This is a genomic window from Streptomyces sp. WI03-4A, assembly GCF_033792105.1.
GTDB lineage: Bacteria > Actinomycetota > Actinomycetes > Streptomycetales > Streptomycetaceae > Streptomyces > Streptomyces collinus_A.
In genome coordinates this window covers 1-26,823 of the sequence record NZ_JARAUO010000024.1, presented here as the reverse complement: position 1 = coordinate 26,823, position 26,823 = coordinate 1, and the positions used below count along the sequence as shown (strand labels likewise).

General features: G+C 72.8%; 20 protein-coding genes. 5 read left to right on the top strand and 15 right to left on the bottom strand.

The window, feature by feature from the left end:
- Positions 1-159: 159 nt before the first annotated feature.
- From PV343_RS23275 to PV343_RS23240, 8 genes are all read right to left on the bottom strand, one after another.
- The gene (locus PV343_RS23275; RefSeq protein WP_319148891.1) at positions 160-1,206 is read right to left on the bottom strand and encodes a transglycosylase family protein; all 1,047 of its coding nucleotides are present in this window, start codon (positions 1,204-1,206) and stop codon (positions 160-162) included.
- Positions 1,207-1,374: 168 nt separating this feature from the next.
- The gene (locus PV343_RS23270; RefSeq protein WP_319148890.1) at positions 1,375-2,643 is read right to left on the bottom strand and encodes a cytochrome P450 family protein; all 1,269 of its coding nucleotides are present in this window, start codon (positions 2,641-2,643) and stop codon (positions 1,375-1,377) included.
- Positions 2,644-2,719: 76 nt separating this feature from the next.
- Positions 2,720-3,715 (bottom strand): nucleoside triphosphate pyrophosphohydrolase, encoded by a 996-nt coding sequence (locus tag PV343_RS23265; protein ID WP_388236464.1) that lies wholly within the window; start codon positions 3,713-3,715, stop codon positions 2,720-2,722.
- A gap of 82 nt (positions 3,716-3,797) precedes the next feature.
- Positions 3,798-4,442 carry a SurA N-terminal domain-containing protein gene (locus PV343_RS23260; RefSeq protein WP_319148961.1) on the bottom strand — a complete coding sequence of 215 codons (645 nt, stop codon included), beginning with the start codon at positions 4,440-4,442 and terminating at the stop codon, positions 3,798-3,800.
- A 138-nt stretch (positions 4,443-4,580) separates the two neighbouring features.
- Complete coding sequence (locus PV343_RS23255) at positions 4,581-5,408, bottom strand: glycoside hydrolase domain-containing protein (RefSeq protein WP_319148888.1); 828 nt, start codon at positions 5,406-5,408, stop codon at positions 4,581-4,583.
- 123 nt (positions 5,409-5,531) lie between these two features.
- Positions 5,532-7,025, bottom strand: coding sequence for a serine/threonine-protein kinase (locus PV343_RS23250; protein WP_319148960.1), 1,494 nt, complete (start codon positions 7,023-7,025; stop codon positions 5,532-5,534).
- A gap of 38 nt (positions 7,026-7,063) precedes the next feature.
- Positions 7,064-7,693, bottom strand: a complete 630-nt coding sequence (locus tag PV343_RS23245; RefSeq protein WP_319148887.1) for a hypothetical protein — start codon at positions 7,691-7,693, stop codon at positions 7,064-7,066.
- A 151-nt stretch (positions 7,694-7,844) separates the two neighbouring features.
- Positions 7,845-10,100: an N-6 DNA methylase gene (locus tag PV343_RS23240; protein WP_319148886.1), complete on the bottom strand. Its 2,256-nt coding sequence runs from the start codon at positions 10,098-10,100 to the stop codon at positions 7,845-7,847.
- 188 nt (positions 10,101-10,288) lie between these two features.
- Here PV343_RS23240 and PV343_RS23235 point away from each other — a divergent pair, with 188 nt between their 5' ends.
- Positions 10,289-10,498 (top strand): hypothetical protein, encoded by a 210-nt coding sequence (locus PV343_RS23235; RefSeq protein ID WP_319148885.1) that lies wholly within the window; start codon positions 10,289-10,291, stop codon positions 10,496-10,498.
- Positions 10,499-10,600: 102 nt separating this feature from the next.
- On the top strand, positions 10,601-11,353 hold the full coding sequence (locus PV343_RS23230; RefSeq protein WP_319148884.1) for a hypothetical protein: 753 nt from the start codon (positions 10,601-10,603) through the stop codon (positions 11,351-11,353).
- Positions 11,354-11,377: 24 nt separating this feature from the next.
- On the opposite strand, the gene PV343_RS23225 is transcribed toward PV343_RS23230, so the two are convergent.
- The 5 genes from PV343_RS23225 to PV343_RS23205 form a co-directional block, all read right to left on the bottom strand.
- Positions 11,378-12,121: an N-acetyltransferase gene (locus PV343_RS23225; protein ID WP_319148883.1), complete on the bottom strand. Its 744-nt coding sequence runs from the start codon at positions 12,119-12,121 to the stop codon at positions 11,378-11,380.
- A 78-nt stretch (positions 12,122-12,199) separates the two neighbouring features.
- Positions 12,200-12,919: an HNH endonuclease family protein gene (locus PV343_RS23220; protein WP_319148882.1), complete on the bottom strand. Its 720-nt coding sequence runs from the start codon at positions 12,917-12,919 to the stop codon at positions 12,200-12,202.
- Positions 12,920-13,177: 258 nt separating this feature from the next.
- Entirely contained in the window at positions 13,178-16,711 is a 3,534-nt protein-coding gene (gene mfd / locus PV343_RS23215; RefSeq protein WP_319148881.1) for a transcription-repair coupling factor, read from the bottom strand.
- Positions 16,712-16,953: 242 nt separating this feature from the next.
- Positions 16,954-19,533 (bottom strand): ABC transporter permease, encoded by a 2,580-nt coding sequence (locus PV343_RS23210; protein WP_319148880.1) that lies wholly within the window; start codon positions 19,531-19,533, stop codon positions 16,954-16,956.
- On the bottom strand, positions 19,530-20,318 hold the full coding sequence (locus tag PV343_RS23205; protein WP_020940515.1) for an ABC transporter ATP-binding protein: 789 nt from the start codon (positions 20,316-20,318) through the stop codon (positions 19,530-19,532). The genes PV343_RS23210 and PV343_RS23205 overlap by 4 nt, the downstream gene beginning before the upstream one ends.
- A gap of 451 nt (positions 20,319-20,769) precedes the next feature.
- Here PV343_RS23205 and PV343_RS23200 point away from each other — a divergent pair, with 451 nt between their 5' ends.
- The 3 genes from PV343_RS23200 to PV343_RS23190 all read left to right on the top strand — a co-directional run bounded on the left by PV343_RS23200 (position 20,770) and on the right by PV343_RS23190 (position 24,501).
- Complete coding sequence (locus PV343_RS23200; RefSeq protein WP_319148879.1) at positions 20,770-22,266, top strand: MFS transporter; 1,497 nt, start codon at positions 20,770-20,772, stop codon at positions 22,264-22,266.
- 193 nt (positions 22,267-22,459) lie between these two features.
- Positions 22,460-22,867: a DUF485 domain-containing protein gene (locus PV343_RS23195; protein WP_319148878.1), complete on the top strand. Its 408-nt coding sequence runs from the start codon at positions 22,460-22,462 to the stop codon at positions 22,865-22,867.
- Positions 22,864-24,501, top strand: coding sequence for a cation acetate symporter (locus tag PV343_RS23190; protein WP_319148877.1), 1,638 nt, complete (start codon positions 22,864-22,866; stop codon positions 24,499-24,501). Before PV343_RS23195 ends, PV343_RS23190 begins: the two co-directional genes overlap by 4 nt.
- Positions 24,502-24,525: 24 nt before the next feature.
- Here the strand turns inward: PV343_RS23190 and PV343_RS23185 are convergent, their stop codons facing one another.
- Positions 24,526-25,410 (bottom strand): cellulose-binding protein, encoded by an 885-nt coding sequence (locus tag PV343_RS23185; protein WP_319148876.1) that lies wholly within the window; start codon positions 25,408-25,410, stop codon positions 24,526-24,528.
- 258 nt (positions 25,411-25,668) lie between these two features.
- Positions 25,669-26,823, bottom strand: a 1,155-nt coding sequence (locus PV343_RS23180; protein ID WP_319148875.1) for an SUKH-4 family immunity protein, incomplete at its 5' end; no start/stop codon positions are given.

The following is a 26,823-nucleotide window of genomic DNA, read 5'->3' as shown; positions in this document are numbered from 1 at the left end:
GATTCGGCGTTGCGACTGCCGGGGCTCGTGGTGACGAGCGGCCTTGACCGTAGACAGGCGATCGACGGAATTTCAAAGACGATCAGGGCTTCTGAGACTCATCCCACACTTTCACCAAACCGGACATTAGTGAGTGAAGTGGGGCGTCAACTCCCGCCACTATTCGCCCGTTTCGGCACCTACTCGCAGGGTCTGACCGGCACTGATGTCGTCGGGATCGGCACCGATCGCCTTCTTGTTCTGGTCGTAGAGCGCGTGCCACCCGCCGTCGACGTCAAGGGAGTCGGCGATGGAGGCGAGGCTGTCCCCCTCGTGGACCGTGTAGGTGTCGGCGGCGCGGGAGGCGTGACGGCCGGAAGAGGAGTCACTCTGACCGTTTGTCACGCTTTCGTCCGCACTGGTGCCGCGGTGACGCCCGCCGCTGCTCACCGCACCGGTGTCGACCAGGCTCCAAGAACTCCCGGCCTGCCACGAATTGTCCGAGTCGTCCGTGGCGGGTTCCACAGGGGAGGACCCGGTCTCCTGCGTGCCACCGGAGTCCGGGGAGGAGGATTTGTCCGACTTGGGAGTGTCGGCCCCCTTGTCGGAACCGTGGGCGTCACCGGCCTTGTCCTTGCCCTTGCTCTTGCCCGACGACGGCTTGGCGTCGACGGAAGGCGAGGAGTCGGGGGACGAGGAGGGGCCGGACGAGGTGGGCGAATCCGGCAGGCCGGACGAGTCGGAATCCGCGCCGGAATCACCCTGCGAGTCGTCCGTGGATCCGGAGTCACCCTGACCCGACGAGCCCTCGCCGGAGCCGCCGACGCCCGTGTCGACGTTCACCGAACCGGAGTTGGAGGTCAGGCCCGACAGCAGGGCGCAGGTCGCCCAGGGGGTGGTGCCCCGGTCGGCGAGGATCTTCTCGGCGACGGCGATCTGCTGCGAACGGCTGGCCTGGTCGGCGCTGGAGGCGTACTGACCGCCGCCGTACTTGTCCCAGTCGTCCTGGGATATCTGGAGACCGCCGTAGTAACCGTTGCCCGTGTCGGCGCTCCAGGAGCCGCCGCTCTCGCACTCGGCCACCTTGTCCCAAGTGGTGCCGTCGGCCGCGTTGGCGCTCGCGGCGCCGAGGAGCGGGATCGCGATGGCGGACCCGGTCACCCCCGCCGCTACGAGCAGAGCCGGGGCCTGACGGGGGCGACGATGGCGGCCGTTCCCGGAGAGCATGCGGAGACCTTTCGTGCGACAGCAGGACCGGCGCGGCGCAAGGAACTCCGCGCCACGCTGATGGGTGAACGTATAGGCAGACGATCACTTGTCACAAGTTAATGCCGCGTAGATCACGTGAAGATCACAGAGTTGAACACCGCATGTATGTCGGCCCGTACCACTGCGTCAGGGGGCGGGCGTGAACTCCACGGGCAGGGTGCGCAGACCGCGCATGATGAGTCCGCCGCGCCAGCGCAGCTCCGCCGGATCCACCGCGAGCCTCAGGTCGGGCAGGCGGGTCAGCAGCGTGCCGAGCGCTGTCTGGCCCTCCAGCCGGGCGAGCGGGGCGCCGAGGCAGTAGTGGATGCCGTGCCCGTACCCGAGGTGCTGGTTGTCCCGCCGCGACAGGTCGAGCACGTCCGGATCGGCGAACCGCTCCGGGTCCCGGTCGGCGGCGGCGAGCACGACGAGCACCGGGTCCCCGGCGGCGATGTCCTGCCCGCCGACGGTGAGCGGACGGGTGGCGAAGCGCCAGGTCGCCAGCTCCACCGGGCCGTCGTAGCGCAGCAGTTCCTCGACGCCGGTCTCCAGCAGGCCGCGCTCACCGCGGGCCAGGGAGTCCTGCAGCCGGTGACGCTGACCGGGATGGGTGAGCAGCGCGTACGTCCCGTTGCCGATCAGGTTCACCGTGGTCTCGAACCCGGCGAACAGCAGGATGAAGGCCATGGCCGCGGCCTCGTTCTCGGTGAGGTGCTCGCCGTGGTCGGAGGCGCGGATGAGCCCGGAGAGCAGGTCCTCGCCGGCGGCCGGGGTGTCGGGCAGCGCCTCGCGCTTGCGGTGGATCAGCTCGGCGAGGTAACCGCGCATCTTCTTCACGGACCGCGCGACACCGCCGCGCGGGCCTCCGCCGTGCCGGATCATCATGCCCGCCCAGTCCCGGAAGTCGTCCTGGTCCTCGCGCGGGACGCCGAGCAGGTCGCAGATCGCGTAGATGGGGAGCGGGAAGGCGAACTCGTGGATGAGGTCGGCCGAACCGGTCGCGGCGAACCGGTCGATGAGCTGGTCGGTCAGCTCCTGCACCCGGGGCGCGAACTCGGCGACCCTGCGGGGGGTGAACGCCTTGCTGACCAGCCGGCGCAGCCGGGTGTGGTCCGGCGGGTCGATGTTCAGCAGGTGCGTCATCAGCTCGGCCTTGCGCTCACCCGGGATACCGGTCTTGCCTTTGGCGTGCGCGGGCTCGTCGTGATGCGCCGGGTTCTTGCTCAGCCGCTGGTCGGCCAGCGCCTGCTTGGCGTCGGCGTACCGGGTGACCAGCCAGGCCTCCACCCCGCTGGGCAGCCGCGTGCGGTGCACGGGCGCGTGCTCGCGGAGCCAGGCATAGGCGGGGTACGGGTCGCCAGCGAACTCCCACGTGAAGAGTTCGGGGGCCGTCGGGGGGTGGGGCTGGTCGGTCACTCCCCGACGGTATCCGGCCCGCCGGGACTCGCGCCGCGGGCGTCCGTGGGCGACAGCCCGTCCGGGTCCCCCGTCGTCAGTCCCCGGCGCCGCCGGTGCCCTGGCCCTCCGTCTGCCTGATCGCGTCCCGGTACACCCGGGCCGCCGCGCGCAGTGCCGCCTCCGGGTCCACGCCGTCGGCCTCGGCGCGGACCGCGAGCGCCAGCAGCTCGTAGCCGATGCCGTCGCCCTGGGGCAGTGGGACGTCGAGGCCCGCCGTGCGCACGCGGGAGGCGAGCTTGGCGGTGAGGGCGAGGCCGGGCTGGCCGAGGGGGACGCCCTCGGTGACCGAGCTGCGCCGCTTCTCCTCGGCCTTGGTGCGCAGCCAGTGCTCCTTGACGTCCTCCGGGGTCTCGGCCGTCTCCTCGCCGAACACGTGGGGGTGGCGGTGGATCAGCTTGGCGACGATGCCGCCGGCCACGTCGTCCACGGAGAAAGGCGCGTCCGGGTCCTCCTCGGCGATGCGGGAGTGGAAGACGACCTGGAGCAGCACGTCGCCCAGTTCCTCTCGCAGTTCGTCGCGGTCGCCGGCCTCGATCGCCTCGACCAGCTCGTACGCCTCCTCGATGCCGTACTTGGCCAGGCCCTCGTGGGTCTGCCGGGAGGACCAGGGGCATTCGAGGCGGATGCGGTCCATGACCTGGACGAGGTCGAGGAGGCGGGCGCCGGGCAGGTCGTAGGAGGCGGGCAGCAGCTCCAGCTCGGGCATGCGCACCCTGCCGGAGCCCGCCAGACGGGCGAGTCCGTCGGTGAGGGCGGGCTCCCCCTCGCCCGTGGCCACGACCACCGCGGTCCGCCCGCCGGCGCACGCGTCGACCAGCTCCTGCGCGGTGGGGGACGCCTCCGTCACCGCTATCCCGGCCTCCCGCAGGTAGGGCAGCTGCGGATGCGCGCCGTCCGCGCACAGCACGGTGTCGGCGGCGCGCAGCGCCTGCCACGCGGGCCAGGACAGCAGCCCGGGGGCGACACGATGGCTGGTGGTGAGCAGGACGATGCGGCCGGGGACGGCTTCGGGGCTGGTTGCGTTCACCATCCGAACGTAACCCACGGCACGGACGCACGGGATCGGTTGTCCACAGGGCCGGGATCACCGTGTGATCGTAGGACCGGCAGTGCTACGCCGGCTGCTGCTGCGCGGTGGTCGTGACCTCGTGCACCCACGGCGTGCCGGCGTCCACGCGGCTGCTCTTCTGCACGTCCCAGGAGCCGTAGCGCGGGTTGAGGTCGATGTGCAGCTCGCCGGAGGCCTTCGACAGGGCCTTCCAGAAGGCCGGCTGGCTGGTGTCGGTGCCGAGCTTCGCGGCGAGCTTCTGCGCCTCCAGCTGGAGGCGGAGGTTGTCGTCCAGGCGCTCGGGCGCGATGCCGTACTTCTGCAGCCAGGTCGTCTGCAGCCCCTTGGCACCGCCGGCCTGCTGCTCCAGGCCCGCCCGCATCTGCAGGACCTCCTTGCGGGTGACCGCGATCCCCTCGTCCTGCGCGGCTCGGTGCAGCACCCGGTCCAGGACCATGTTGTGCAGGGTGTCGCGGGTGAGGCTGCCGGTGGAGGCGAGGACCTGCTGGTACTGGGTCTCGTCCGGCACCGCGGCCCGCTGTGCCTCGCGTACCTCGTTGACCCGGCCCTCGAGCTGGGCGACGGTGATGCGCTGTCCTCCCACCACGGCGGCCGCGCCCGGGTGCGCCTCGCTTCCGCACGCGGTGAGCAGGGGGGCCGCCGCGGCGAGCGCGGCGGAGAGGACGAGCGCGGTGCGACGGCGGTGCAAGGAGACCTCCAAGGGGAGATTGTGCGGCGGTGCACAAAGTCTTGCGGTGATCGATGGTAGGCAGTCGGCACGCTGTGGCCAACCCATTCGACCAACGATTCACGCGCGCTTCGGGCACCGCCGCGCGTCCCGCCCGGATCAGCCGGTGATGGCCACCGGCGCGTCCCACGCGTCACGGTCGACCGTGAGCGTCACACCGCCGTGCGCCTCCTTGCTGTTGACCATGTACTGGTGGGCCCGGCTGTGGCCGGTGAACCGGGTGGCGCCCCACGGCCAGTCCGTGGTGGTGGTGTTCTTCTTGTCCCACAGCGCGTACCAGAGGTTGCCCGGCAGGTCCGTCTGGTTCGTCGCGGTGGCGATCGCCTTGGCGCTGGAGCTGGTGAAGCCGTAGTAGCCGGCGCGGTACGTCTTGGCGTGCAGGCCCTTGTCGAAGGCGCGCACGTAGGCCAGCACGGCGTTGTTGCACGACGTGTTCGTGCTGTCGTACGCCTCCATGTCGAGGTAGATCGCGCTGCCCGCCTTCATGCCGAGCGCGGCGGCCCTGGCCACGGCGTCGGCGGCGTCCGTCGCGCCGAGGGAGGCCGCGGTGGAGGCGGTCAGCTTCTCGGGGTCGGAGCCGGACTGGCAGGGCGGCTGGGCGCCGACGTAGATCGGGACGAGCTTCCAGCCCAGCCCGCTGACGTACTTGACCCAGGAGGAGGTCAGGTTGGGCTGGGCGCAGCCGCGGTTCTTGCCGCCCACGTAGACGGCGGCGGCGCCGTAGAAGCCGGTGTGCCAGGCCTTCATGGTGGATTGGGAGGGCGCGGTGCAGGTGTCGAAGGCGCGGCCGGTGAAGGTCTTCTGCGCGGGCCAGGCCGTGGCGGCCATGGAGGTCTGTGCCGCGATGCCGGCGCCGGCGGCCACCGCCGCCCCGGCCACCGCCCACGTGACGTACCTGCGCTTCTTCGACTGGCGATGGCCGGCCATGAAACCCCACCCTTGCTCGTGCGTGCCGTGGCAAAACGAACGGCAACCTATCCCGTGCCGTTGCCGACTTCGGAAAACGCGATCCCCCGGAGATCACAAGAATCAGCCGGGGAACGGCAAAAACTATCCGCGCACCTGTCCCAGCCACTGGAGGGTCCGGCGGATCTCCCCGGCCAGCGGGTGGCCGGGGCCCTGGAAGCGTTCGACGTCCACGAGCAGCCGCGCGAGCGTGTCGTGGGCGGCGGGCCGGTCCCCGACGGCGAGCAGCAGGTGGCCGATGCGGCGCCGGACGTCGTGCGCGAGCTGCGGGTCGCCGGAGACGTACTGGTTCTCGTAGTACGGCAGCAGGGCGCGGTACTCGGCGAGCGCGGCCGCCGGTTCGCCGAGCTGTTCCAGGCACTGGGCCGCCTCGTAGCGGTAGCGCAGGGACTGCGGGTCGGCCTGGCCGGCCTCGGCGGCGCGCTCGTCGGCCAGCCGGCGCAGCTCGGGCAGCGCGCGCCGGTACTGGCCGTCGTCCATGAGGGTGGCCGCGTACTGCTTGCGCAGGGTGCGCACCACCGGGGAGTGCTCGCCGTGCTGCTCGGCCGCGGTGGGCAGGATGGCGCCGAGGATGTCCACGGCCTGGGTGATCCGGCCCTCGCCGAGGAGCCGCTTGATCTCGTCGACGGCGGCGGCCACGTCGGGCTTGCCGGTCACCGCCGGCGCGGGCGCGACGGGTGCGGGCTGCGGCGCTGGTGTCCGGGCGCGGTCCGGCCAGGGAGCGTGCGGGCGCAGGAAGGGGCGGGTGGGGTCCAGGGGCGCGCCGGTCGGCATGCCCCGTGCGGGCAGCAGCAGTTCGAGGTGCTCGTAGACCTCCTGCGCGGAGGCCGGCCGGTGCTGCGGGTCCTTGGAGAGCAGGCGCAGCACGAGCGCCTCCAGGGCCTCGGGGACCTCCGGGCGGATGCGCCGCACGGGTACCGGCGGCTCGTACAGGTGCCGGTGCAGCACGCCGAGCGCCGTGGAGCCGGCGAACGGCACCTCGCCGCTGAGCAGTTCGTGCAGCAGCACGCCGAGCGCGTACAGGTCGGTGTACGGGCCGACGGCGCCGCCCATCGCCTGCTCGGGCGCCATGTAGGCGGGCGAGCCGATGGGTGAGCCGGTGTGGGTCAGGCGCGTGGTGTCGGTGTCCATCACGGAGGCCACGCCCAGGTCGAGGACGGTGACGGTGCCGTCCTGCTTGACCATCACGTTCCGCGGCTTGAGGTCGCGGTGCACGATCGGCACCGCGTGCACGGCGCTGAGCACGGCGCAGAGCTGCGCGGCCACGGCGACCGACCACTGCCACGGGTAGGGGTCGTGCTCGGCGAGGTGGTCGGAGAGGTCGGCGCCGTCGACGTACTGCATGACGAGGAACAGCTCCTCGCCCTCGCTGCCGGCGTCGTGCACGGTGACCAGTCCGGGGTGGTCGACCTGGGCGGTGACCCGGCACTCGCGCACGAACCGGCGGCGCAGTTCGTCGGCCTCCTGGCCGGCCACCTTGTCGGGGCGCAGCAGCTTCACCGCGACCCGCCGGTCCAGTCGCTGGTCGTACGCCGTCCAGACCTGGCCCATGCCGCCCTGGCCGATGAGGGTGGACAACTCGTAGCGACCGGCGACGACACGTCCTGCCGCCACGCTCACCGTCCGCCCTCGTGACCGGCGCCCGGCTGCCCGTCGTGGTGGCCGCCCTGGTGTCCGTCGTGGTGGCGCAGGTAGTCGCTCAGCTCGTCCAGCTCGGCGCGGACCTGGTCGATCCGGGCGGGCGCCGGCCGCTGCGGCGGGGGCCCGGGGACGGGGGTGTGCGTCATGGGCGGCGTGGCGGGCGGCGCCTGCAGCGGGCCGGGGTTGTGCGGCACGGTCGCCGCGGTGAACGGCGACGCCGGCTGCGGGTAGCCGTAGGCCGGGCCGGGTCCGTGGGCCGCGCGCAGGCCCTGGTAGTGCCGGCTCTCGGCCACCAGGTAGTACACGACCGCCAGGGCCAGGGTGATGAGCAGGATGCTCAGGCCCAGGTAGCCGCCGGCGGTGTGGATCTCGTCGCCGGGCTCGCTGCCCAGCAGCACGATGCTGAGGATGTCGGCCGCCAGCACCGCCACGAACAGGCCCCAGTCCAGCGACTTGCGCGTGACGACGGCCAGCCGCAGCAGGATCACCCAGGCCAGGAAGCCGATGCTGAAGACCCCGACCGCGACGAACAGCACACGCAGGAAGACGAGCCACGCGGGGTGCGGTGGCTGCTTCGCCGGCTGTGCGTAGCCGTGGCCTTGCATGGCTGCTCCTGATGCCTGAAATGGGCGTACCTGTCCGCCCGGTGTGCTCCACCGGGCCGACGACACCACTCGTGCGATGGTCGCACCGAGCATATGGCCCGACACGGACAAGCGGTCCGGGTTGTACCGAACCGTTGTCCGGCCGCCGCCGTCAATCCGGCGCGACGGTGCCGTCCGTGAGCCCGTCGTACATCCCGCGCACCAACTGCTCCCCCAGTCGGCTCGCGTGACGCAGCGCCCGCTCGAACTCGTCGAGCGCCCTGAAGCGCGCGCCGTAGCGCAGCTGTTCGTCCAGCGGGAGCCGGGGCAGCTGGAGCCGGCGGACGTCCAGGCGGGTGGCGGTGGAGACGTAGCTGCTGGCCCGGCGGTGGTTGGCGGTGCCGCGCAGGAAGCCGGCGAGGAACCAGGGGTCGAGCGCCGCGGGATCGGGGCGCAGCAGCACGAGGTTGCGGCCCAGGGCGGCACCCCCGGTCGCCCCGTCGATCACACGCGCCACCGAGCCGCCGCCGAGCACCGGCAGGACGACGTCGCCCGGTTCGGTCAGCACGGCCTCCTCGTCGGTCTCCGGAAGCGTCCCGGAGGGTGCCGTCCCGGCGAGCACGTCGTGGTCGGTGAGCACGGGCACGCGCGTGCGGCCGCCGGTCCCGCCGGTGCGCAGCACCAACGCGCCCCCGCGCGCGAGTTCGCCGACGGTGGTGAGCGGCCGGCGCGCGGGCGGCACCGGTTCGGCGGGCGGCGGGGTGAGGTCGGCGGTCAGTCGCAGGGTCGCGCCGAGGCGTTCGCGCACCGCGGTGAGCTGTTCGACGCCGTCGGCCGGCGCGGACGGCGGCAGGTGGCGGGCGGGTGCGAGGTCCACGTCGTCGTCGAGCAGTTCGATGACCGGCACGGCACGCGCCAGGCCCGGCCGTTCCGCCGACCGCTCCCCGCGCGCGAAGGCGCGCCAGGCGTCCAGGACCGCGTCCCGCACCGCCTGCCAGTCCGGGCCGCCGCGCGCCTCGCCCGCGAACCGCCCGGTGTCGGCGAGCAGCACCTCGGGCGCCGCGGGCGTCCGGCCCGGCCTGCGCAGCACCCACAGGTGGAGCGGGATGTTGTACGGCGGTGCCGCGCCGACCGGCAGCGCGACCACGGCCCGCAGCGCGCCCCGGCGCAGCAGGTCGGCACGGATCCGGCGCCCGGACCGGCGGGAGGCGGCGGCCGGGGGCATGAGCAGGACGGCGGTGCCGTCGTCGGCCAGGCGCGCCAGCGCGTGCTGGACCCAGGCCAGCTCGGACTCGGTGCGCGCGGGGAAGCCGTACTCCCAGCGGGGGTCGTAGGCCAGTTCGTCGTGGCCCCAGTTGCGTTCGTTGAACGGCGGATGGCACAGAACGGCCTCGGCGCGCAGCCCGGGGTGGGCGTCACGGCGGAGGGTGTCGCCCGCGACGGCGCGGACGGTGGCCCGGGACCGCAGGGCGAGGCGCAGCGCGGTCAGCGCGACGAGGTCGGCGGAGCTGTCCTGGGCGTACAGCTCCTGGCCGGGGCGCGGGTCCACGGCGCGCAGCAGGGCGCCGGTGCCGCAGGCCGGGTCGAGGACGGTGCGGGCGGGCCCGGCGAGGTCGGCCATCAGCCGGGCCAGCTCGGCCGGGGTGAGCGTGTACTGGCGCGGGTTGGCGTCCAGGTGCCGGCCCAGCAGGAACTCGAAGGTCTGCCGCGCCCCCGTCCCGGCGGCCAGCTCGGCGGCCCCGCGCAGCAGGGGGGCGGAGGCGAGGAGCCGGTCACCGGCCGGGACGGGGATCGCGGGGGCGGGGGTCGCGGGTGCGGGCGCGAGCGGCGCCGCGGCGGGCGCGGTGGGTACGGCGGCGGGCGCGGGGTCCGCCGGGTGCGCGGGGCTCGCGGCGTGCGCGGGGCTCGCCGGGGGCGCCGGAGGCGTCGGGCCGGTGTGCACAGCGGGACCGCTGCCCGCAGCCGATGAGGGTTCCCCGGCCCCGCCGGTGTGAGCACCACTTCCTCCGGCGTGAACACCGGCGGCGCCCGGGGCGCCGAAGCGCGGGGTGAGCACCTGCTCCAGGGCGCCGGGCAGCAACTCGGCCAGCCGCTCGTCGGAGCCGGCGCTCACGTCGAGCCAGACGGTGGGGCGCTCGTGGATGAGCAGCAGGACGCAGCCCGTGTACGCGAGGGCGGTGGCCGGGCCCTCGGGGTGCCCGGCGAGCTGCTGCCAGACGCGCTCGCGCAGCGGGACCTCGGCGAGCTTGCCCTGCCGGCGCAGCCACGCCTCCACCTCGGCGAGCGCGAAGGACGGGCTGGTCTCGGTGCCGCCCACCGGCTTGGGGAAGTCGGCGTGCCGGCGACGCCAGTTGCTGACCGCGGCCCGGCCCACCCCGGCGAGCCGCGCGATACCGGCGGCGGTCACCTCTGTCGCGTTGTCGTGCACCGGCCCCGCTCCCCTCGTCCCGTGTGTGCGCCGAGCATACCGGCGTACACAAGATCCATGCCTTCACGATCGTGTACTCGACTCGAAGTGTGAACCGTGTTGACTCGGTTCACAGCCTCTGTTCTTATTGACCCAGCGAACGAGCGGCCGGCCGGAGGGGGCGGCCGCTGTGTCGGAGGGGGTCCGTCATGGGCATGAAGAGCAAGATCGCACTGAGCGCCGTCGTGGGAGTCGTGGGTGACGGCTCCTGCTCCTGGGAGCGCACCGAGGACGCCGAGCAGAGCCTCGACTCGATCATCGCCAACGACAACGTGACCGGCACGGCCGTGGTCACCGTCCGCGCCATCGACGCCTACTTCAAGACGACCGGCTGCGGCGACTGGAAGAAGACGGGCTGACCCCGAGGGTCACCACTCCGCCTGCCCGACGTCTCGCCCGGCACCGCTCGTCCGCACCTCACCTCACTTCACCTCATTCACTTCTCGCAGCAAGGAACTCCCATGCGCCGTACCGCAATCGCCGCCCTCTGTCTCGCCGCCGCGGCCACCGCGGGGCTCACCGGCTGCCAGTCGGGGCAGGACAAGGCGGACAGCAAGCCGAAGGGCCCGTTCGCCGGGCTGAGCGGCGGGCAGATCGCCGACCGGGCGATGAAGGCCACCACGGGTGCCTCGTCGCTGCGGATGAAGGGTGACGTCGCCGACGACGAGAGCAAGGGCACCATCGCCCTCGACATGGCCCTGAACAAGAAGGGCGAGTGCGCGGGCGCCATGAGCATGGGTGGTCAGGGCAAGGCCGACCTGGTCAAGAGCGGCGGCACCGTCTACATGAAGTACGACGAGGCGTTCCTGCGCGCCCAGAGCGACGGCGAGTCCAAGGCGGACACCGACGCCGCCGTCAGCATGCTGGCCGGCAAGTGGGCCAAGATGGCGGTGAAGGGGCAGGACGCCAAGGACATCGCGGGCTTCTGCGACCTGGACTCGGTCCTCGGCGGCGCGGGCGACGTCAGTTCGGACGCCACCCGCGGCAAGACCACCACCGTCGACGGCACCCCGGCGATCGTCCTGCACGAGAAGGACGGCAAGGACCGCTACACGCTGTACGTGGCGACCGAGGGCAAGCCGTACCTGCTGCGGGTGGACAGCTCCTCCGGTGCGAAGGAGCCGGTGCACCTGTCCTTCACCGACTACGAGAAGCCGGTCCCGGCGCAGAAGCCGGCCGGGAAGGTCATCGACCTGGACGCCCTGGGCGGCTGAGCCGGGCGGCGGCCCGGCGCACGGTCAGAGCGGGTGGCGCATCCATACGTTGGGCTCGACGTAGACGGCGTACCCGCGCTCCGGTTCGCAGCGGACCGGGACCAGCGCGCCGGGCACCTCGACGTCCCCCGGCGTGTCGAAGGGCAGACCGGTCCAGCGGCGCCACTCGGCCAGGGAGGCGCCCACGGTCATGGAGGCCGGGGCGACGGAGTCGATGGTGGCGCCGGCGCGGGCGTGCACCCGCAGCCACGGGTCGTGCGGGAGGCCGTCGGGCCTGACCCGGTGGGCGTACTCGTGGATCGGGGTGTGCGGTTCCCGGTGCTTGGCGCTGGGGCGTACGGGGGCGACGACCTCGCGGAATCCGCGGGCTGCGGCGTTCGCCCGCATCGCCGAGAGCATCACGGCGGACAGGCCGCGGCCCTGGGCCGCCGGTGACACGACGACGGAGATCGCGCTGACCGTGTCGGGCCGTACGCCGTGGCGCAGGTCGGAGAAGGCCCAGAGCAGGATCTGGTCCCAGCCCCGGGCGGGCAGGGCGCCCCGGCCCTCGGCGCCGAGCCGGAACGGCACGCTGAAGGCGTGCGCGAGGATCTCGCCCCGCTCGTCCTCGGCGAACAGCGCGTACTCGGGCAGTTCGGTGGGGATGCGGCCGTAGTGGGCGTTGCCCACGGGGTCCTGGGTCACGAACTCGGGCCAGGTGTCGGCCATCCCGAGCACCGCCGGCAGCCGGTCGGGCCGCTCGGCGAGGCTGTTCACACGCACGTCCATGCGGGCCACGCTAGACCGCGGGGTCCGGGCCGGGGAACCGGATTTCGGGGCCGCCCACCCGGGCTCCCCCACCCCGGCTCACCGCGCCCGGAACCGCTTGGGCGCCTCGGTGGGGTTACCGCCCGACGGGAGCTTCTGGTCCGGGCAGGCGGCGAGGACCTTCTTCATCGCGGCCTTCTCGGCGGGGGTGACCCACAGCTCGTACTTCTTCTTCACGGCCACCTGGGCGGCCACGTAGGAGCAGCGGTAGGACTTGTTGGGCGGGACCCAGGTGGCGGTGTCACCGTCGCCCTTGCCGCGGTTGGTGCTCGCGTCGACCGCGATGAGGTTGAGCGGGTCGTTGGCCAGGGCTATCCGCTTGCCGGCGTCCCAGTACTTCGCGCCCTTCTGCCAGGCGTCCGAGAGGGCGACCACGTGGTCGATGTCGACCTGGCTGCGGCCGCGCCGGTAGGTGACGTCCTTGCCGGAGTACGGGTCCGGCTCCAGCAGGCCGTAGCCGACCTTGCAGGTGCCGCCGGTGAACCTCACCTCCTTCAGGTCGCGCTTGAGGATGTCGTCGCGGGTGTCGCAGGAGTTGGAGTCGGTGTCGGCCCAGGCGGTGCCGAAGCGCTCGCGCGCGTAACCGGTCTTCGGGGCGCGGCCCTTGACGGTCAGCGCGTCGGCGGCGGCCAGGGCGGCTCCCCCGCGCCCGGCCTCCCGCGGACCGGAGGATCCCGTGATCTGGCCGTCCTTGCAGCCGGTCACAGCGACCGCCATGACGGCCACCGCGGTGATCGTCCCACCCCTCAGACGCGTCACGGTGCGTCCCCCTCGCTCACGCTGGCCCGCCCTGCTGTACGGGCGGACCGTTCCTGGTTCCACGGTAACGGGCCCACGCCGTCCAGCAGATGGCCCGATAAGGGGTCAACCGGGTCAAGGCGGACCTGACTTGCCGTGAGCGGGGACACGGGGAGCGGGCCGGTACGGCCGGAGCCCCGGATCCGGTGGATCCGGGGCTTCGGTGGTCATGACGCCGGCGGCGGTCGCCGGGAGTCGCCGGTCACGGCCGGCCGGGCGTCACGAACCGAGGATCGAGGCGAGGAACTCGCCCACCCAACCCAGCAGTTCGCGGCCGACGAGCGGCTTGCCGCCGACCTTGGCGGTCTTCGGGCGCGGGACCAGCACCTGGTGCACGGACGGCTTGATGACCGTGCCCGGGTACAGCCGCTTGAGGCGCAGTTCCTGCGACTCGCGCAGCTCGACCGGGGCGAACCGGATGTTGGTGCCCTGGAGCACGACCTCGCCGACGCCGCACGCGCGCGCCAGCATCCGCAGCCCGGCCACCAGCAGCAGGTTCTCCACCGGCTCGGGCAGCTTGCCGTAGCGGTCGGTGAGCTCCTCGCGGACGGCCTTGACGTCCTCCTCGGAGTTGGCGGAGGCGATGGCCCGGTAGGCCTGCAGGCGCAGCCGCTCGCCGGGCGCGTAGTCGTGCGGGACGTGCGCGTCGACGGGCAGCTCGATCTTGACCTCGAGCGGCGGCTCCTCCTCGATCTCGCCGGTCTCCAGCTGCCGCCGGTAGTCCGCGACCGCCTCGCCGACCATGCGGACGTACAGGTCGAAGCCCACGCCCGCGATGTGCCCGGACTGCTCGCCGCCGAGCAGGTTTCCGGCGCCGCGGATCTCCAGGTCCTTCATCGCCACGTACATGCCCGCGCCCATCTCGGTGTGCTGGGCGATGGTGGCGAGCCGCTCGTGCGCGGTCTCGGTCAGCGGCTTCTCCGGCGGGTAGAGGAAGTACGCGTATCCGCGCTCCCTGCCGCGGCCGACGCGGCCGCGCAACTGGTGGAGCTGGGACAGGCCGAAGGTGTCGCCGCGCTCCACGATCAGCGTGTTGGCGTTGGAGATGTCGATGCCGGACTCGACGATCGTGGTCGACACCAGCACGTCGAACTTCTTCTCCCAGAAGTCCACGACGACCTGCTCCAGCGCCGACTCGGACATCTGGCCGTGGGCGGTGGCGATGCGGGCCTCGGGGACGACTTCACGCAGCCGCGCGGCCGCCCGGTCGATGGACTCGACCCGGTTGTGGATGTAGAAGACCTGGCCCTCGCGCAGCAGTTCGCGCCGGATGGCCGCGCCGATCTGCCGCTCCTCGTACGGCCCGACGAAGGTGAGCACCGGGTGCCGCTCCTCGGGCGGGGTGGTGATCGTGGACATCTCGCGGATACCGGTGACCGCCATCTCCAGGGTGCGCGGGATCGGCGTGGCCGACATGGTCAGCACGTCGACGTTGGCGCGGAGCTTCTTCAGCTGCTCCTTGTGCTCGACGCCGAAGCGCTGCTCCTCGTCGACGACGACCAGGCCGAGGTCCTTGAACTTCGTCTCGGAGGAGAACAGGCGGTGAGTGCCGATGACCACGTCCACCGCGCCGTCCTTCAGGCCCTCCAGGACGGCCTTGGCCTCGGTGTCGGTCTGGAACCGGGACAGGGCCCGCACGTTCACCGGGAACTGCGAGTACCGCTCGGAGAAGGTGCCGAAGTGCTGCTGCACCAGCAGGGTGGTGGGGACGAGCACGGCGACCTGCTTGCCGTCCTGCACGGCCTTGAAGGCGGCGCGGACCGCGATCTCGGTCTTGCCGTAGCCGACGTCGCCGCAGATCAGGCGGTCCATCGGGACCGACTTCTCCATGTCCTCCTTGACCTCGGCGATGGTGGTGAGCTGGTCGGGGGTCTCCGCGTACGGGAAGGCGTCCTCCAGCTCGCGCTGCCAGGGGGAGTCGGCGCCGAAGGCGTGGCCGGGGGCGGCCATGCGGGCGCTGTAGAGCTTGATCAGGTCGGCGGCGATCTCCTTGACCGCCTTCTTGGCGCGCGCCTTGGTCTTGGCCCAGTCGGCGCCGCCGAGGCGGTGCAGGGTGGGGGCCTCGCCGCCGACGTACTTGGTGACCTGCTCCAGCTGGTCGGTGGGGATGTAGAGGCGGTCGCCGGGCTGGCCGCGCTTGGCGGGGGCGTACTCCACGACCAGGTACTCGCGGGTGGCGCCCTGCACGGTGCGCTGCACCATCTCGATGTAGCGGCCGACGCCGTGCTGCTCGTGCACGATGTAGTCGCCCTGCTCCAGGGTGAGCGGGTCGATCGTCTTGCGGCGGCGGGCCGGCATGCGGGCGCCGTCGCGGCCGGCGGCCTTCTGGCCGGTGAGGTCGGTCTCGGTGAGAACGGCGAGCTTCAGCGCCGGGTCGACGAAGCCGTAGTCGATGCAGCCGCAGGACACATGGACGAGGGAGGGGCCGAGGTCGACGAGGTCGACGTCCAGGCGGGCGGCGATGCCCTCGCCGCCGAGCACCTCGACGGTGCGGGCGGCCGGGCCGTGGCCTTCGGTGACGAAGACCGTGCGCCATCCGTCGGCGAGCCAGCCCTTGGTGTCGGCGAGCGCCCGCGCGGTGTCGCCGCGGTAGGTCTCGGTGGCGTGCATGCCCAGCTTGAGGGTGTCCGCGTCCAGTTCCTCGTCGGCGGCGAACGGCGAGACGGACCACCACATCATGTCCAGCTCGCGCGCGCGGTCGCGGACGTCGGCGATGGACCACAGGGAGGCGGCGCCCACGTCGATCGGGGCGTCGCCGCCGCCCGCGGTGGCCGCCCAGGACGCCTGGAGGAACTCCTGGCTGGTGGCGACGAGGTCGGCGGCGCGGGTGCGGACCCGCTCCGGGTCGCAGACCACGGCCATGGCGCCCTTGGGCAGGACGTCGAGGAGCAGTTCCATGTCGTCGACGAGGACGGGGGCGAGGGACTCCATCCCCTCGACCGCGATGCCCTCGGCGATCTTGTTGAGCAGTTCGCCCAGCTCCGGGTGCTCCTCGGCGAGGGCACGCGCGCGGGCGCGCACGTCGTCGGTGAGCAGCAGCTCGCGGCAGGGCGGGGCCCACAGGCCGTGCTCGGCGACTTCGAGGGAGCGCTGGTCGGCGACCTTGAAGTAGCGGATCTCCTCGACGTCGTCGCCCCAGAACTCGATGCGCAGGGGGTGTTCCTCGGTGGGCGGGAACACGTCCAGGATGCCGCCGCGCACGGCGAACTCGCCGCGTTTCTCGACCAGCTCCACGCGCGCGTAGGCGGCGGCCGCGAGGGCCTGCACGATCTCGTTCAGGTCGGCGGTCTGGCCGGTCCTCAGCGCCACCGGCTCCAGGTCGCCGAGGCCCTTGACCTGCGGCTGGAGCACGGATCGTACGGGCGCGACGACGACGGAGACCGGGCCGGTCTCGGGGTCGTCGGGGCGGGGGTGGGCGAGGCGGCGCAGGACGGCTAGGCGGCGGCCGACGGTGTCGCTGCGGGGGCTGAGCCGCTCGTGCGGGAGGGTCTCCCAGGAGGGGTACTCGACGACGCCCTCCTCGGGCAGCAGCGAGCGCAGGGCGGCGGCGAGGTCCTCGGCCTCGCGGCCGGTCGCGGTCACCGCGAGCACCGGGCGGGCGGCCTCGCGGGCGAGGGCGGCGACGGCGAAGGGGCGGGCGGCCGGGGGACCGACGAGGTCGACGTGCATGCGGTTGCCGTCCGCCGCCGCCTCGATCGCTTCCGCGAGGGCGGGGTCCTTGACGACGGCGTCGAGCAGACCGTGCAGGCTCATGGAGGAGGCTTTCCGTCCGGGTGTGGGCAACGCGAAGAGCCCGACTCGGGTGAGGGCCGGGGGGTCTCCAGCCTACGTCTCCGGGCTCGCGGGTGCCCGAGCCTGTGGACAACTGCGGGCGGGTGGAGGATCCGGGGCGCGGAAACGGCCCGGTGCCGGGAAGTCCTGGCAGGACTTCCCGGCACCGGGCCTTCCCCCGCAACCCCCGTGTGCGGCGGTCGTACGGTGGCCGTGCCGTCGGGCTAGTCGGTCGCGATGGCGTTCAGGACGTTCATCCGGCCGGCCCGGAAGGCCGGGACCAGGGCGGCGAACAGGCCCACGAAGGCCGAGGCGACGAAGACGGTGATGATGGTCGGCCAGGGGATGTCCAGGACCTTCAGGCCCTCCAGGGCGAGCAGCTTCTGGGCGGTGGCGCCCCAGCCCATGCCGAGGCCGAGGCCGAGCAGGGCACCGAAGACGGCGATCACCACGGACTCCAGGCGGATCATGCGGCGCAGCTGGCGGCGGGAGAGGCCGATCGCCCGCATCAGGCCGATCTCGCGGGTGCGCTCGACCACGGAGAGGGCGAGGGTGTTCACCACGCCGAGCACCGCGACGATGATCGCGAGCGCCAGCAGGCCGTAGATCATGTTGAGGAGCTGGCCGATCTGGTCCTTGAGCGCCTTCTTGTAGTCGGTCTGGTCGCGCACGGTGTACTGCGGGTAGTCGTGCAGGGCCGACTTCAGCGCCTTGTAGGCGGCCGCCTGCTGCCCGTCCTCGGCGGTGGCGAAGACCAGCTGGTCGAGCGGCATCTTGTCGGCGGGCACGTACTTCGCGAGGGTGGCGATGGAGGTGTACATGGCACCTTGGTCGATCACCTCGTCGCTGCTGGTGATGGCGCGGACGGTCAGGTGGGCCGTGGAGCCGTCCTTGAAGGCGACGGTGATCTTCGAGCCGAGGTGGATGCCGTGGGCCTTGGCGAACTTCTGGTGGACCGACATGGAGTCGGGCCGGTAGGCGTCCTCCAGGTTGCCCGCGACGGTCTTCTTGCGCAGGTCGCGTGCGTAGGTCGGGTCGGCCGCGGTGATGTCCGTGTCCTTGAGGGTGCGGCCGTCGGGGGTGGTGTAGTCGGCGACGGTGCCGCGGTACTCGGTGACCCGCTCCAGGCCGGGTGTGGCCTTGATGGCCTTGACCGCCTGCGGGTTGATGACCTGGCCGTGGTCCTCCTGGATGATGAAGTCGGTGCCGACGGTCTTGTCGAGCTGGTCGGTGGCGGAGGCCACCATGGAGGAGCCGACCACCGACAGGCAGGCCACCAGGGCCAGGCCGATCATCAGGGCGGCGCCGGTGGCGCCGGTGCGGCGCGGGTTGCGCAGCGCGTTGCGTTCGGCCATGCGTCCGACGGGGCCGAAGACCCGCAGGATGACGGCGCCGAGGACGCGGATCAGGCCGGAGGCCAGCAGCGGGCCGATGACGACGAAGCCGATCAGGGTCAGCACCACGCCGAGGCCGAGCCAGGCGGAGCCGCCCGTGGCCTTGTCGGCGGTGCCGGCGACGTACAGGCTCGCGGTGCCGGCGCCGGTGAGGACCAGGCCGATCACGGCCCGGACGATGCCGGCCCTGGCGTCGGCGGGGGCGCCGGCGTCGCGCAGGGCGGCCATCGGGGAGACCTTGCCGGCGCGGCGGGCGGGCAGGTAGGCGGCGAGGACGGTGACGACCACGCCGAGCAGCAGGCCGAGCGCGGGGGTGGTCCAGGCGACGGTCAGGTCGTCGGTGGACAGGTGCATCCCCATGCTGCCCATGAGCTTCATCAGGCCGACGGCGATGCCGACGCCGGCGCCGACGCCGAGCACGGAGCCGATGACGCCGAGCAGCAGGGCCTCGACGAGCACGGACCGGTTGACCTGGCGGCGGGAGGAGCCGATGGCGCGCATCAGGCCGATCTCGCGGGTGCGCTGGGCGACCAGCATCGAGAAGGTGTTGATGATGAGGAAGATGCCGACCAGGAAGGCGATCCCGGCGAAGCCGAGCATCGCGTACTTCATGACGTTCAGGAAGCTCTCGACGTCCTTCTGGTTGGCGTCGGCGACCTCCTTGGCGGTCTGCACCTTGTAGCCGCCGCCGAGGGCGGCGGTCACGTTCTTCTTCAGCCGCGCGTCGGTGACGCCCTTGGCGGCGGTGACGTTGACGTTGGTGTACACGCCGGTGCGGCCGACGAGGGTCTGCTGGGCGGTCTTCGTCTCCAGGTAGAAGATGGCCGCGCCGGGGTTGGTGACGGTGAAGGTGGCGATGCCGGACACGCGCGCGTGGTGCGTGCCGAGGGCGGTGATCACGCCGATGTCGTCACCGAGCTTCAGGTGGTGCTTCTTGGCGGTGTCCGCGTCGAGCATGACCTGGCCCGCGTCCTTCGGCGCCGCGCCGGAGGTGATCTTCATGGTGCGGGCGTCGTTGTGGTTCCAGTTGCCGACGATGGTCGGGGCGCCGCTGGTGGGCGACAGTTTGTCGTTGTGCCCGTCGACGACGGTGACCGAGGTGGAGAACACGGTGCCCTCGGCCGACCGGACGCCCGCGGCCTTGCGGATCTCGCCGAGCACGGAGGCGGGCATGACCGGCGGCTTGCCGGTGCGGGAGGTGGTCTCGCCGGTGTCCGAGGAGCCCTTGGCGCTGACCGTCACGTTCGAGGACGTGGCCTGGAAGAGCTTGTCGAAGGTGGTGTTCATCGTGTCGGTGAACACCAGGGTGCCGGTGACGAACCCGACCGACAGCAGGACGGCGACGGCGGACAGGGCCATCCGGCCCTTGTGCGCGAGGAAGTTGCGCAGGGACGTCTTCAGGACGGTCATGACGTACGCCCCCGGGCGTCGAAGTCCTTCATGCGGTCGAGGACCTGATCGGCCGTCGGCTGGTACATCTCGTCCACGATGCGGCCGTCGGCGAGGTAGAGCACGCGGTCGGCGTAGGAGGCGGCGACCGGGTCGTGGGTGACCATCACTATGGTCTGGCCCAGTTCGTCGACGGACCTGCGCAGGAAGCCGAGGACCTCGGCGCCGGCGCGCGAGTCGAGGTTTCCGGTGGGCTCGTCACCGAAGATGATCTCCGGGCGGGCGGCGAGCGCGCGGGCCACGGCGACGCGCTGCTGCTGGCCGCCGGAGAGCTGGGTGGGCCGGTGCTTGAGCCGCCCGGCGAGCCCCACGGTCTCCACCACCCGGTCCAGCCAGGCCCGGTCGGGCTTGCGGCCGGCGATGTCCATGGGCAGCGTGATGTTCTCCAGCGCGTTCAGCGTGGGAAGCAGGTTGAACGCCTGGAAGATGAAGCCGATCCGGTCCCGGCGCAGCCGGGTGAGCTTCTTGTCCTTCAGGCCGGTGATCTCGGTCTCGTCCAGGTAGATCTGCCCGGAGGTGACGGTGTCGAGACCGGCGAGGCAGTGCATCAGGGTGGACTTGCCGGACCCGGAGGGGCCCATGATCGCGGTGAACTGACCGCGGGCGATGTCCACGTCGACGTGGTCGAGGGCGACGACCCGGGTCTCGCCGGACCCGTACGCCTTCACGACCTGCCGGGCCCTCGCGGCAACGGCCGTCGTTCCTCCAGTGCCCCCGTGCCTGGGAATGGTCACAGCCGATGTCACGGTATGTCTCCTATATCGGTCGGCAAGTCGCGGATGTGCCCCGGCGAGCCGGTGCGTCGTTCTGGGTACGTCGATGAGTCTGGCGTGCGGCGGCGGGCCGCGCGCTGGTGTGAGGACCCCTCTTGTACGGGGGCTAACCCCACCCCCGCCGGTTCGTTCGGCCGCCCCCCAGCGGCGTAAAGCCAGATTAAGGACGGCACCGGGCCCTTCTCGTCCTCCGGCGGGACGAACCCTCCCCGAGCCCTGGTACGGAGGTACCCCTAGGGGTGGTCCACCGCCGGGTGGAGAGGTTCTCGGGGGCGGCTCCACCCTCCGGCCCGGAAAGGCTCCACCCTCCCGCCGCGTCAGGGTCAAGTGCGAAGCTGTCGCAGGGCACTCCACCTCGCGGGACGCGGGGTGCGGGCAGGCGCGCGCGGCAACGCGGGTGCCGGGTACGGGGGAAGGGGATCCGGTGGGCAGCACGACACCCGCGACACGTGAGGGCGCCACCGCGCGGCGGGGCGGCCGGGGCCGGGGCGCGGTCGTCGCCGCGCTGATGCTCTCGATGGCGCTGGCCGCGCTCGACGCCACGATCGTCTCCACCGCCGTCCCGCAGATCGTCGGCGACCTCGGCGGGTTCTCCGTCTTCTCGTGGCTGTTCTCCGGCTATCTGCTCGCCGTCACCGTCACCCTCCCCGTCTACGGCAAGCTGTCCGACACCTTCGGCCGCAAGCCGGTGCTGGTCGCCGGGGCCGCCGTGTTCCTGCTGGGCTCGCTGCTGTGCGCGGGCGCCTGGGACATGGGGGCGCTGATCGCGTTCCGGGTCGTGCAGGGCCTGGGCGGCGGGGCGTTGCAGGGGACCGTGCAGACACTCGCCGCCGACCTGTACCCGCTGAAGGAACGCCCGCGCATCCAGGCCCGGCTGTCCACGGTGTGGGCGGTGTCGGCGGTGGCCGGGCCGGGTCTGGGCGGGGTGCTCGCCGCGTACGCGGGGTGGCGCTGGATCTTCCTGGTCAACCTGCCGATCGGCGCGGTGGCGCTGTGGCTGGTCGTCCGTCATCTGCACGAGCCCGCGCGGGAGCGGGCGGCCCGGGTGCGCGTGGACTGGGCGGGCGCGCTCGCGGTCTTCGCCTGCGGCGGGGTGCTGCTGACCGCGCTGGTGCAGGGCGGGGTGGCCTGGCCGTGGCTGTCGGCGCCCTCGCTGGCGCTGGCCGGCACCGGGCTCGCGCTGGCCGGGGTCGTGGTGGGGGTGGAGCGGCGGGCGGCGGAGCCGATCATCCCCGGGTGGGTGTGGCGGCGCCGTACGATCGCGGCCGTCAATCTGGCGCTGGGCGCGCTGGGACTGCTGATGGTGGCGCCCTCGGTGTTCCTGCCGACGTACGCCCAGTCGGTGCTGGGGCTCGGCCCGGCGGCCGCCGGTCTGGTGCTGTGCGTGTGGACGCTGACCTGGTCGGCGTCGGCGGCGCTCAGCCAGCACGTGTACCGGCGCATCGGCTTCCGCGACACCGCCCTGCTCGGCATCGGCCTGGGCGCGCTGATCCTGTTCGCGTTCCCGTTCCTGCCCTACCCGGGTTCCTGGTGGCAGCCGATGCTGCTGATGCTGCTGCTCGGCGGGGCCCTGGGGCTGTTCCAGCTGCCGCTGATCATCGGGGTGCAGTCGACGGTGGGCTGGGCGGAGCGCGGGACGACCACGGCGTCGGTACTGTTCTGCCGGCAGACCGGGCAGACCGTGGGCGCCTCCGTGTTCGGCGCCGTCGCCAACGGCGTGCTGGCCGCGCGCCTCGGCGGAGCCGGCGACCTGGAGTCCGTCACCCGCGCCCTGGATGCCGGCACGGCGCCGGAGACCACCCGCCGCGCGATCGCCGCCGCGGTCCACGCGGTGTACCTGGGCGCGGCCGGCGCGGCGGCCCTGGCGTTCGTGGTGCTGCTCGTGGTGGCGCCCCGGCGGTTCCCGGTACGGCCGGAATGAGCCCCGGCACCCCGGGTTAAGGCGGGTAACCCCCCAGGTCGGACCCCGCTCCCGCGAAGTAAGCGCATACCGACCGGCCAGTTCGGGGAAATCGCCACGCGTTCCCCGGCCCGCGAGTAGCGTGCGTGGCTCCGCCCCCCAACCTCCCTGCGGTCCGCCGCCACGGACCCGAGCCACGCAAGGAGCCAACGGGATGTCCTACGACCCGCCGCGCCCGCCGACCCACCTCACCTACCCCTGGCAGCCCCCGCCGCCCGAACCGCCCCGGCCGTACCGCACCCCGGTCCGCGAACCCCTCGGACACCACAGCGACCTGCGCGTGCTGCGCGGCGCCTACCGCTGGCAGCGCCGCACCGCCACCCTCACCGCGCTCGGCTACTTCACCCTGTTCCTCGTCCTGTCCGCGTTCGCACCCGGCGTCATGACCCGGACGGTCGCCGACGGCGTCCCCGCGGGCCTGCTGCTCGCCCTGCTCCAACTCCCGGTCACCTGGCTGGCGATCGCCCTGTACGAACACACCGCGCGCCGCCACGTGGACCCGCTCGCCGACCGCATCCGCAAGGAGACCGAACTCAACGCGCGCCGGGGAGCCACCCGATGACCGCCGCCCCCGCCCCCGCCGGCATCACCGGATTCAGCGGCTCGGCCCAGACCATGTCCCTGGTCGCCTTCTGCGCCGTGGCCACCCTCACCTTGCTGCTGTGCGTGATGACGGGCCCCGACGGCGACGACCTCGACGAGTTCTACACCGGCTACGGCTCCCTGTCCCCGCTGCGCAACGGCCTGGCCATCGCGGGTGACTACATCTCCGCCGCCACCGTCCTCGGTACCGGCGGAGTGATCGCCCTGTGCGGCTACGACGGGGTCGTCCTCGCCCTCAGCACGGCCCTCTCGCTGCTCCTGCTGATGTTCCTGCTCGCCGAACCGCTGCGCAACGCGGGCCGGTTCACCATGGGCGACGCGCTGGCCCGCCGGATGCCGGGCCGGTCCGTACGGATCACCGCCTGCGCGGTGACGATCGCCTCGCTGCTGCCGATGATGCTCGTCCAACTGGCGGGCGCCGGGCAGCTCATGGCGTTCATCCTCGGCTTCTCCAACGAGTCGCTGAAGACCGGCTGCGTCATCGGCGTCGGCGCTCTGATGATCAGCTACGCGGCCATCGGCGGCATGAAGGGCACCGCCCTCATCCAGATCGCGAAGATCGTGCTGCTGGTCGGATCCGGCGCCGCCGTCGCCGTACTGATCCTGAGCCGCTTCGACTGGGACCCGGGCGCCCTGTTCACCGCGGCCGCGCGACAGAGCGGCGCCGGACCCGCCTTCCTGCACTCCGGGCTCCAGTTCACCGGGCACTCCGGCGCCCGCCTGGACATGATCAGCTCGGAGCTGACCATCGTGCTCGGCGGTGCCTGCCTGCCGCACATCACCATGCGCATGTACACCGCCTCCAGCGCCCGCCAGGTGCGCCGCTCACTGTCCTGGGCGGTCTCCCTCGTCGCCCTGTTCGTCCTGGTCCTCACCGTCGTCGGGTTCGGCGCCACCGCCCTCGTCGGCCGAGCGGCGATCGGCGCCGCCGATCCGCAGGGCAACACCGCCTACCTGATCGGCTCACGGGCCGCGTTCGGCACCGACGTGTCGGCGGGCGAGACCTTCCTCTTCACCCTGGTGACCACGGCGATCTTCCTCACCCTGCTCGCCTCGGTGGCCGGGATGATCCTCGCCTGCGCCAACTCCCTCGCCCACGACGTGTTCGCGAGCTGGGTGCGGCGGATGCCCGCCCGTCGGGAGATGCTCCTGGCCCGCTTCTCCGCCCTCGCCATCGGAGCGCCGACGATCCTGCTGGCCACCCTGGCGCAGCACCACAGCCTGCAGCCGCTGGTGACCCTCTCCTTCTGCCTGGGCGCCTCCGCCCTCGCACCCGCCCTGGTCTACGGCCTCTTCTGGCGCCGCTACACCCGCGCCGGGCTGATGGGCACCCTGATCGGCGGCTCGCTGACCGTGCTGCTGCTCATGCCGGGCACCAACCTCGTCTCCGGCTCGCCCGTCTCCGCCTTCCCGGACGCCGACTTCAACTGGTTCCCGTTCACCACCACCGGGATCGTCTCCATCCCGGCCGGCTTCTTCTTCGGCTGGCTCGGCACGGTCGCCTCCGGCCGCCGCAGGGCGGAGGAGCAACGGAACCAGTACGAGGCCGTGGAGGGCAGGATCCTGGCGGGGGCGGTACACGAGGGCGAATGAGCGGCACGACCGCGGGCGCCGCCGCTACTCCACGACCGCCCGGCCGGTCAGCGAGACGAGGCTGTCGCGCACCGAGTCCATCTGCGTCTGCACGACGTCCCAGGTCTCGCCGTGCTCACGCAGCACCCGCTCGGTGTCCCGGGAGATCCGCTCCTCGCGGGCCCGCGCCTCGGCGAGCAGCACGGCGGCGTGCGCCCGCGCCTCCTCCTCGCGGGAGCGCGCCGACTCCCGGGCCCCGGCGAGTTCGCGTTCCGCCGCGGCCAGGGCGGCCTCGGCCCGGGCCGTCCGCTCGGCGTGGGCCGCCTCGAACGCGGCCAGCCGTCCGGCCTCCTCCCGTTCCGCCGCGGCCCACCGCTCGGCGTGCTCCCGGGTCATTCCCGTGAGTACGCCCGCGGTGCGCTGCCGCACCTCGCGCAGCGCGCCGAGCGTCTCCCCGCGCCCCTCCTTCACCTCGCGCCGGGCGCCGACCCGCAGTTCGTCGGCCTCGGCACGCGCCGCGAGCAGGCATCGGCGGGCATGCTCCTCGGCCTCCGCGCGCAGCACCCGCGCGTCCTCCCGGGCCGCCTCGCCGACTTCCTGGGCGTACGACTCGGCCCGCGCGCGCCACTCCCCCGCCTCGCGCCGGGCACGTTCGCGGACGGCCGCCGCCTCCCGCAGCACGAGCCCGAAGAGCTCCCGCGCCTGCTCGCCGAGCGTCTCGTACGTCTGCGGCTCCAGCCGCGCGACCGCCTCACGCAGCCGCGCGGCCTCCGCCTCCATGTCCTTGGCCAGCACGGTCAGCCGCGCGGCCCGCTCCCAGGAGGCGTCCCGGTCCCGCCCCAGCGCCGCCAGGTACGCGTCCACCTGGGCGGGACGGTAGGCACGCCCCCGGACCGTCGCGAAACGGTGCGGCGTCACTGCGCTGCTCACCCTGGGGACCCCTCTCCGCCGGACCTGCACACCACGTCATGTGGCGCACATCCTGAGGGATCTGGCACAAGCGGTCATAACGCGACACTCCGTGCGCAAGTCGCGGTCGCGAACCTCCGACATGCGGCAACTCCGGTCGGAGCGGGCCGCGCACCCCCGACAAAAAACTCATGCCCTTCACGCTCAGGCGTGAAGGGCATGAGGCGATCGGACGCGCCCGGCCGGACGCGGGCCGCGATCAGGCTCCGGTCGCGCCCGCTACAGCAGGCCGTCCCACATCTGCTCCAGCAGCACCGACCACCAGCTCTCCGGCGAACCCAGCGCCGCCGGGTCCAGGGCGGCCAGCTGCGCCTGGAAGTCCACCGTCCAGCGGCCCGCCTGCTCCTGGTTGAGACCGAACCTCAGCCGCCACATCCGGCCCAGCAGCGCCAGGCACCGCGCGAACTCCGGCAGCCCCGTGTTCACGAACTGCGGCGGCACCGGCGCACCGCCCGGACCCGCCTCCACGGGCACCGCGACGATGTGCGCCGTCCCGTACTGCACACAGAGCGCCTTACCGAAGTCCGTACCCATCACCAGGTACGAGCCCGCGTCCGCGGCCGGCTGCACCCCGCGCTCGGCCGCCAGCTCCGCCAGCGTCGGCACCGGACGGCCCGGCTGGGCCTGCGCCCAGAAGAACGGACCCATGTCGACCGGCAGACCGGCCACCACCAGCGTGTGCGCCACGACCGGCGGCACCCCCTGACGCGACACCGCCTGCTGCTCGAACCGGAAGACCCCCGGCCCGAACGCCGCCGCCAGCTCCTGCGCGACGGTCTCCGGCGGTACCGGCGGGGCGGCCTGCACCGGCGCCAACGGAGCCCGCACCGGCGCCGGCCGAGCGGGACCGTCCGCCACCTGGTGCAGCTCTCCCTGGTGCGCCAGCAACTGCTGCATGCCCTGCTGCCGGCTCGCGTGGTCCGTGCCGTACGGCGCGATGCTCGCGATCCGCGCCTGCGGCCACTGCTCCCGGATCATCCGCGCGCAGTACGCACCCGGCAGCTCGCACGACTCCAGCTCGGTGTGCAGCTCCAGCACCTGGTCCGGCGGCACGTTCATCGCCCGCAGCTCGTGGAAGATCTGCCACTCCGGGTGCGGCGTCCCCGGCGCCGAACGCCGGATCAGCTGCTGCTCCGAACCGTCCTGCGCGCGGTAGCGCAGCACGGCCTGATAACCCGGCCCCACCGTCGGCTGCCCCGGCTGCGGATAGCCGTACGCCTGCGGCTGCCCCGGCATCGGCCCGCCCTGCGGCGGCACCGCACCCGGCGGTACCGCACCCGGCGGCATCGGCTGCGGGGCGCCGGGCATGCCGGGAGCACCGGGGGCGCCGGGAGGCATGCCGGGACCGGGCGGCGGCAGGGGCGCGCCGGGGCC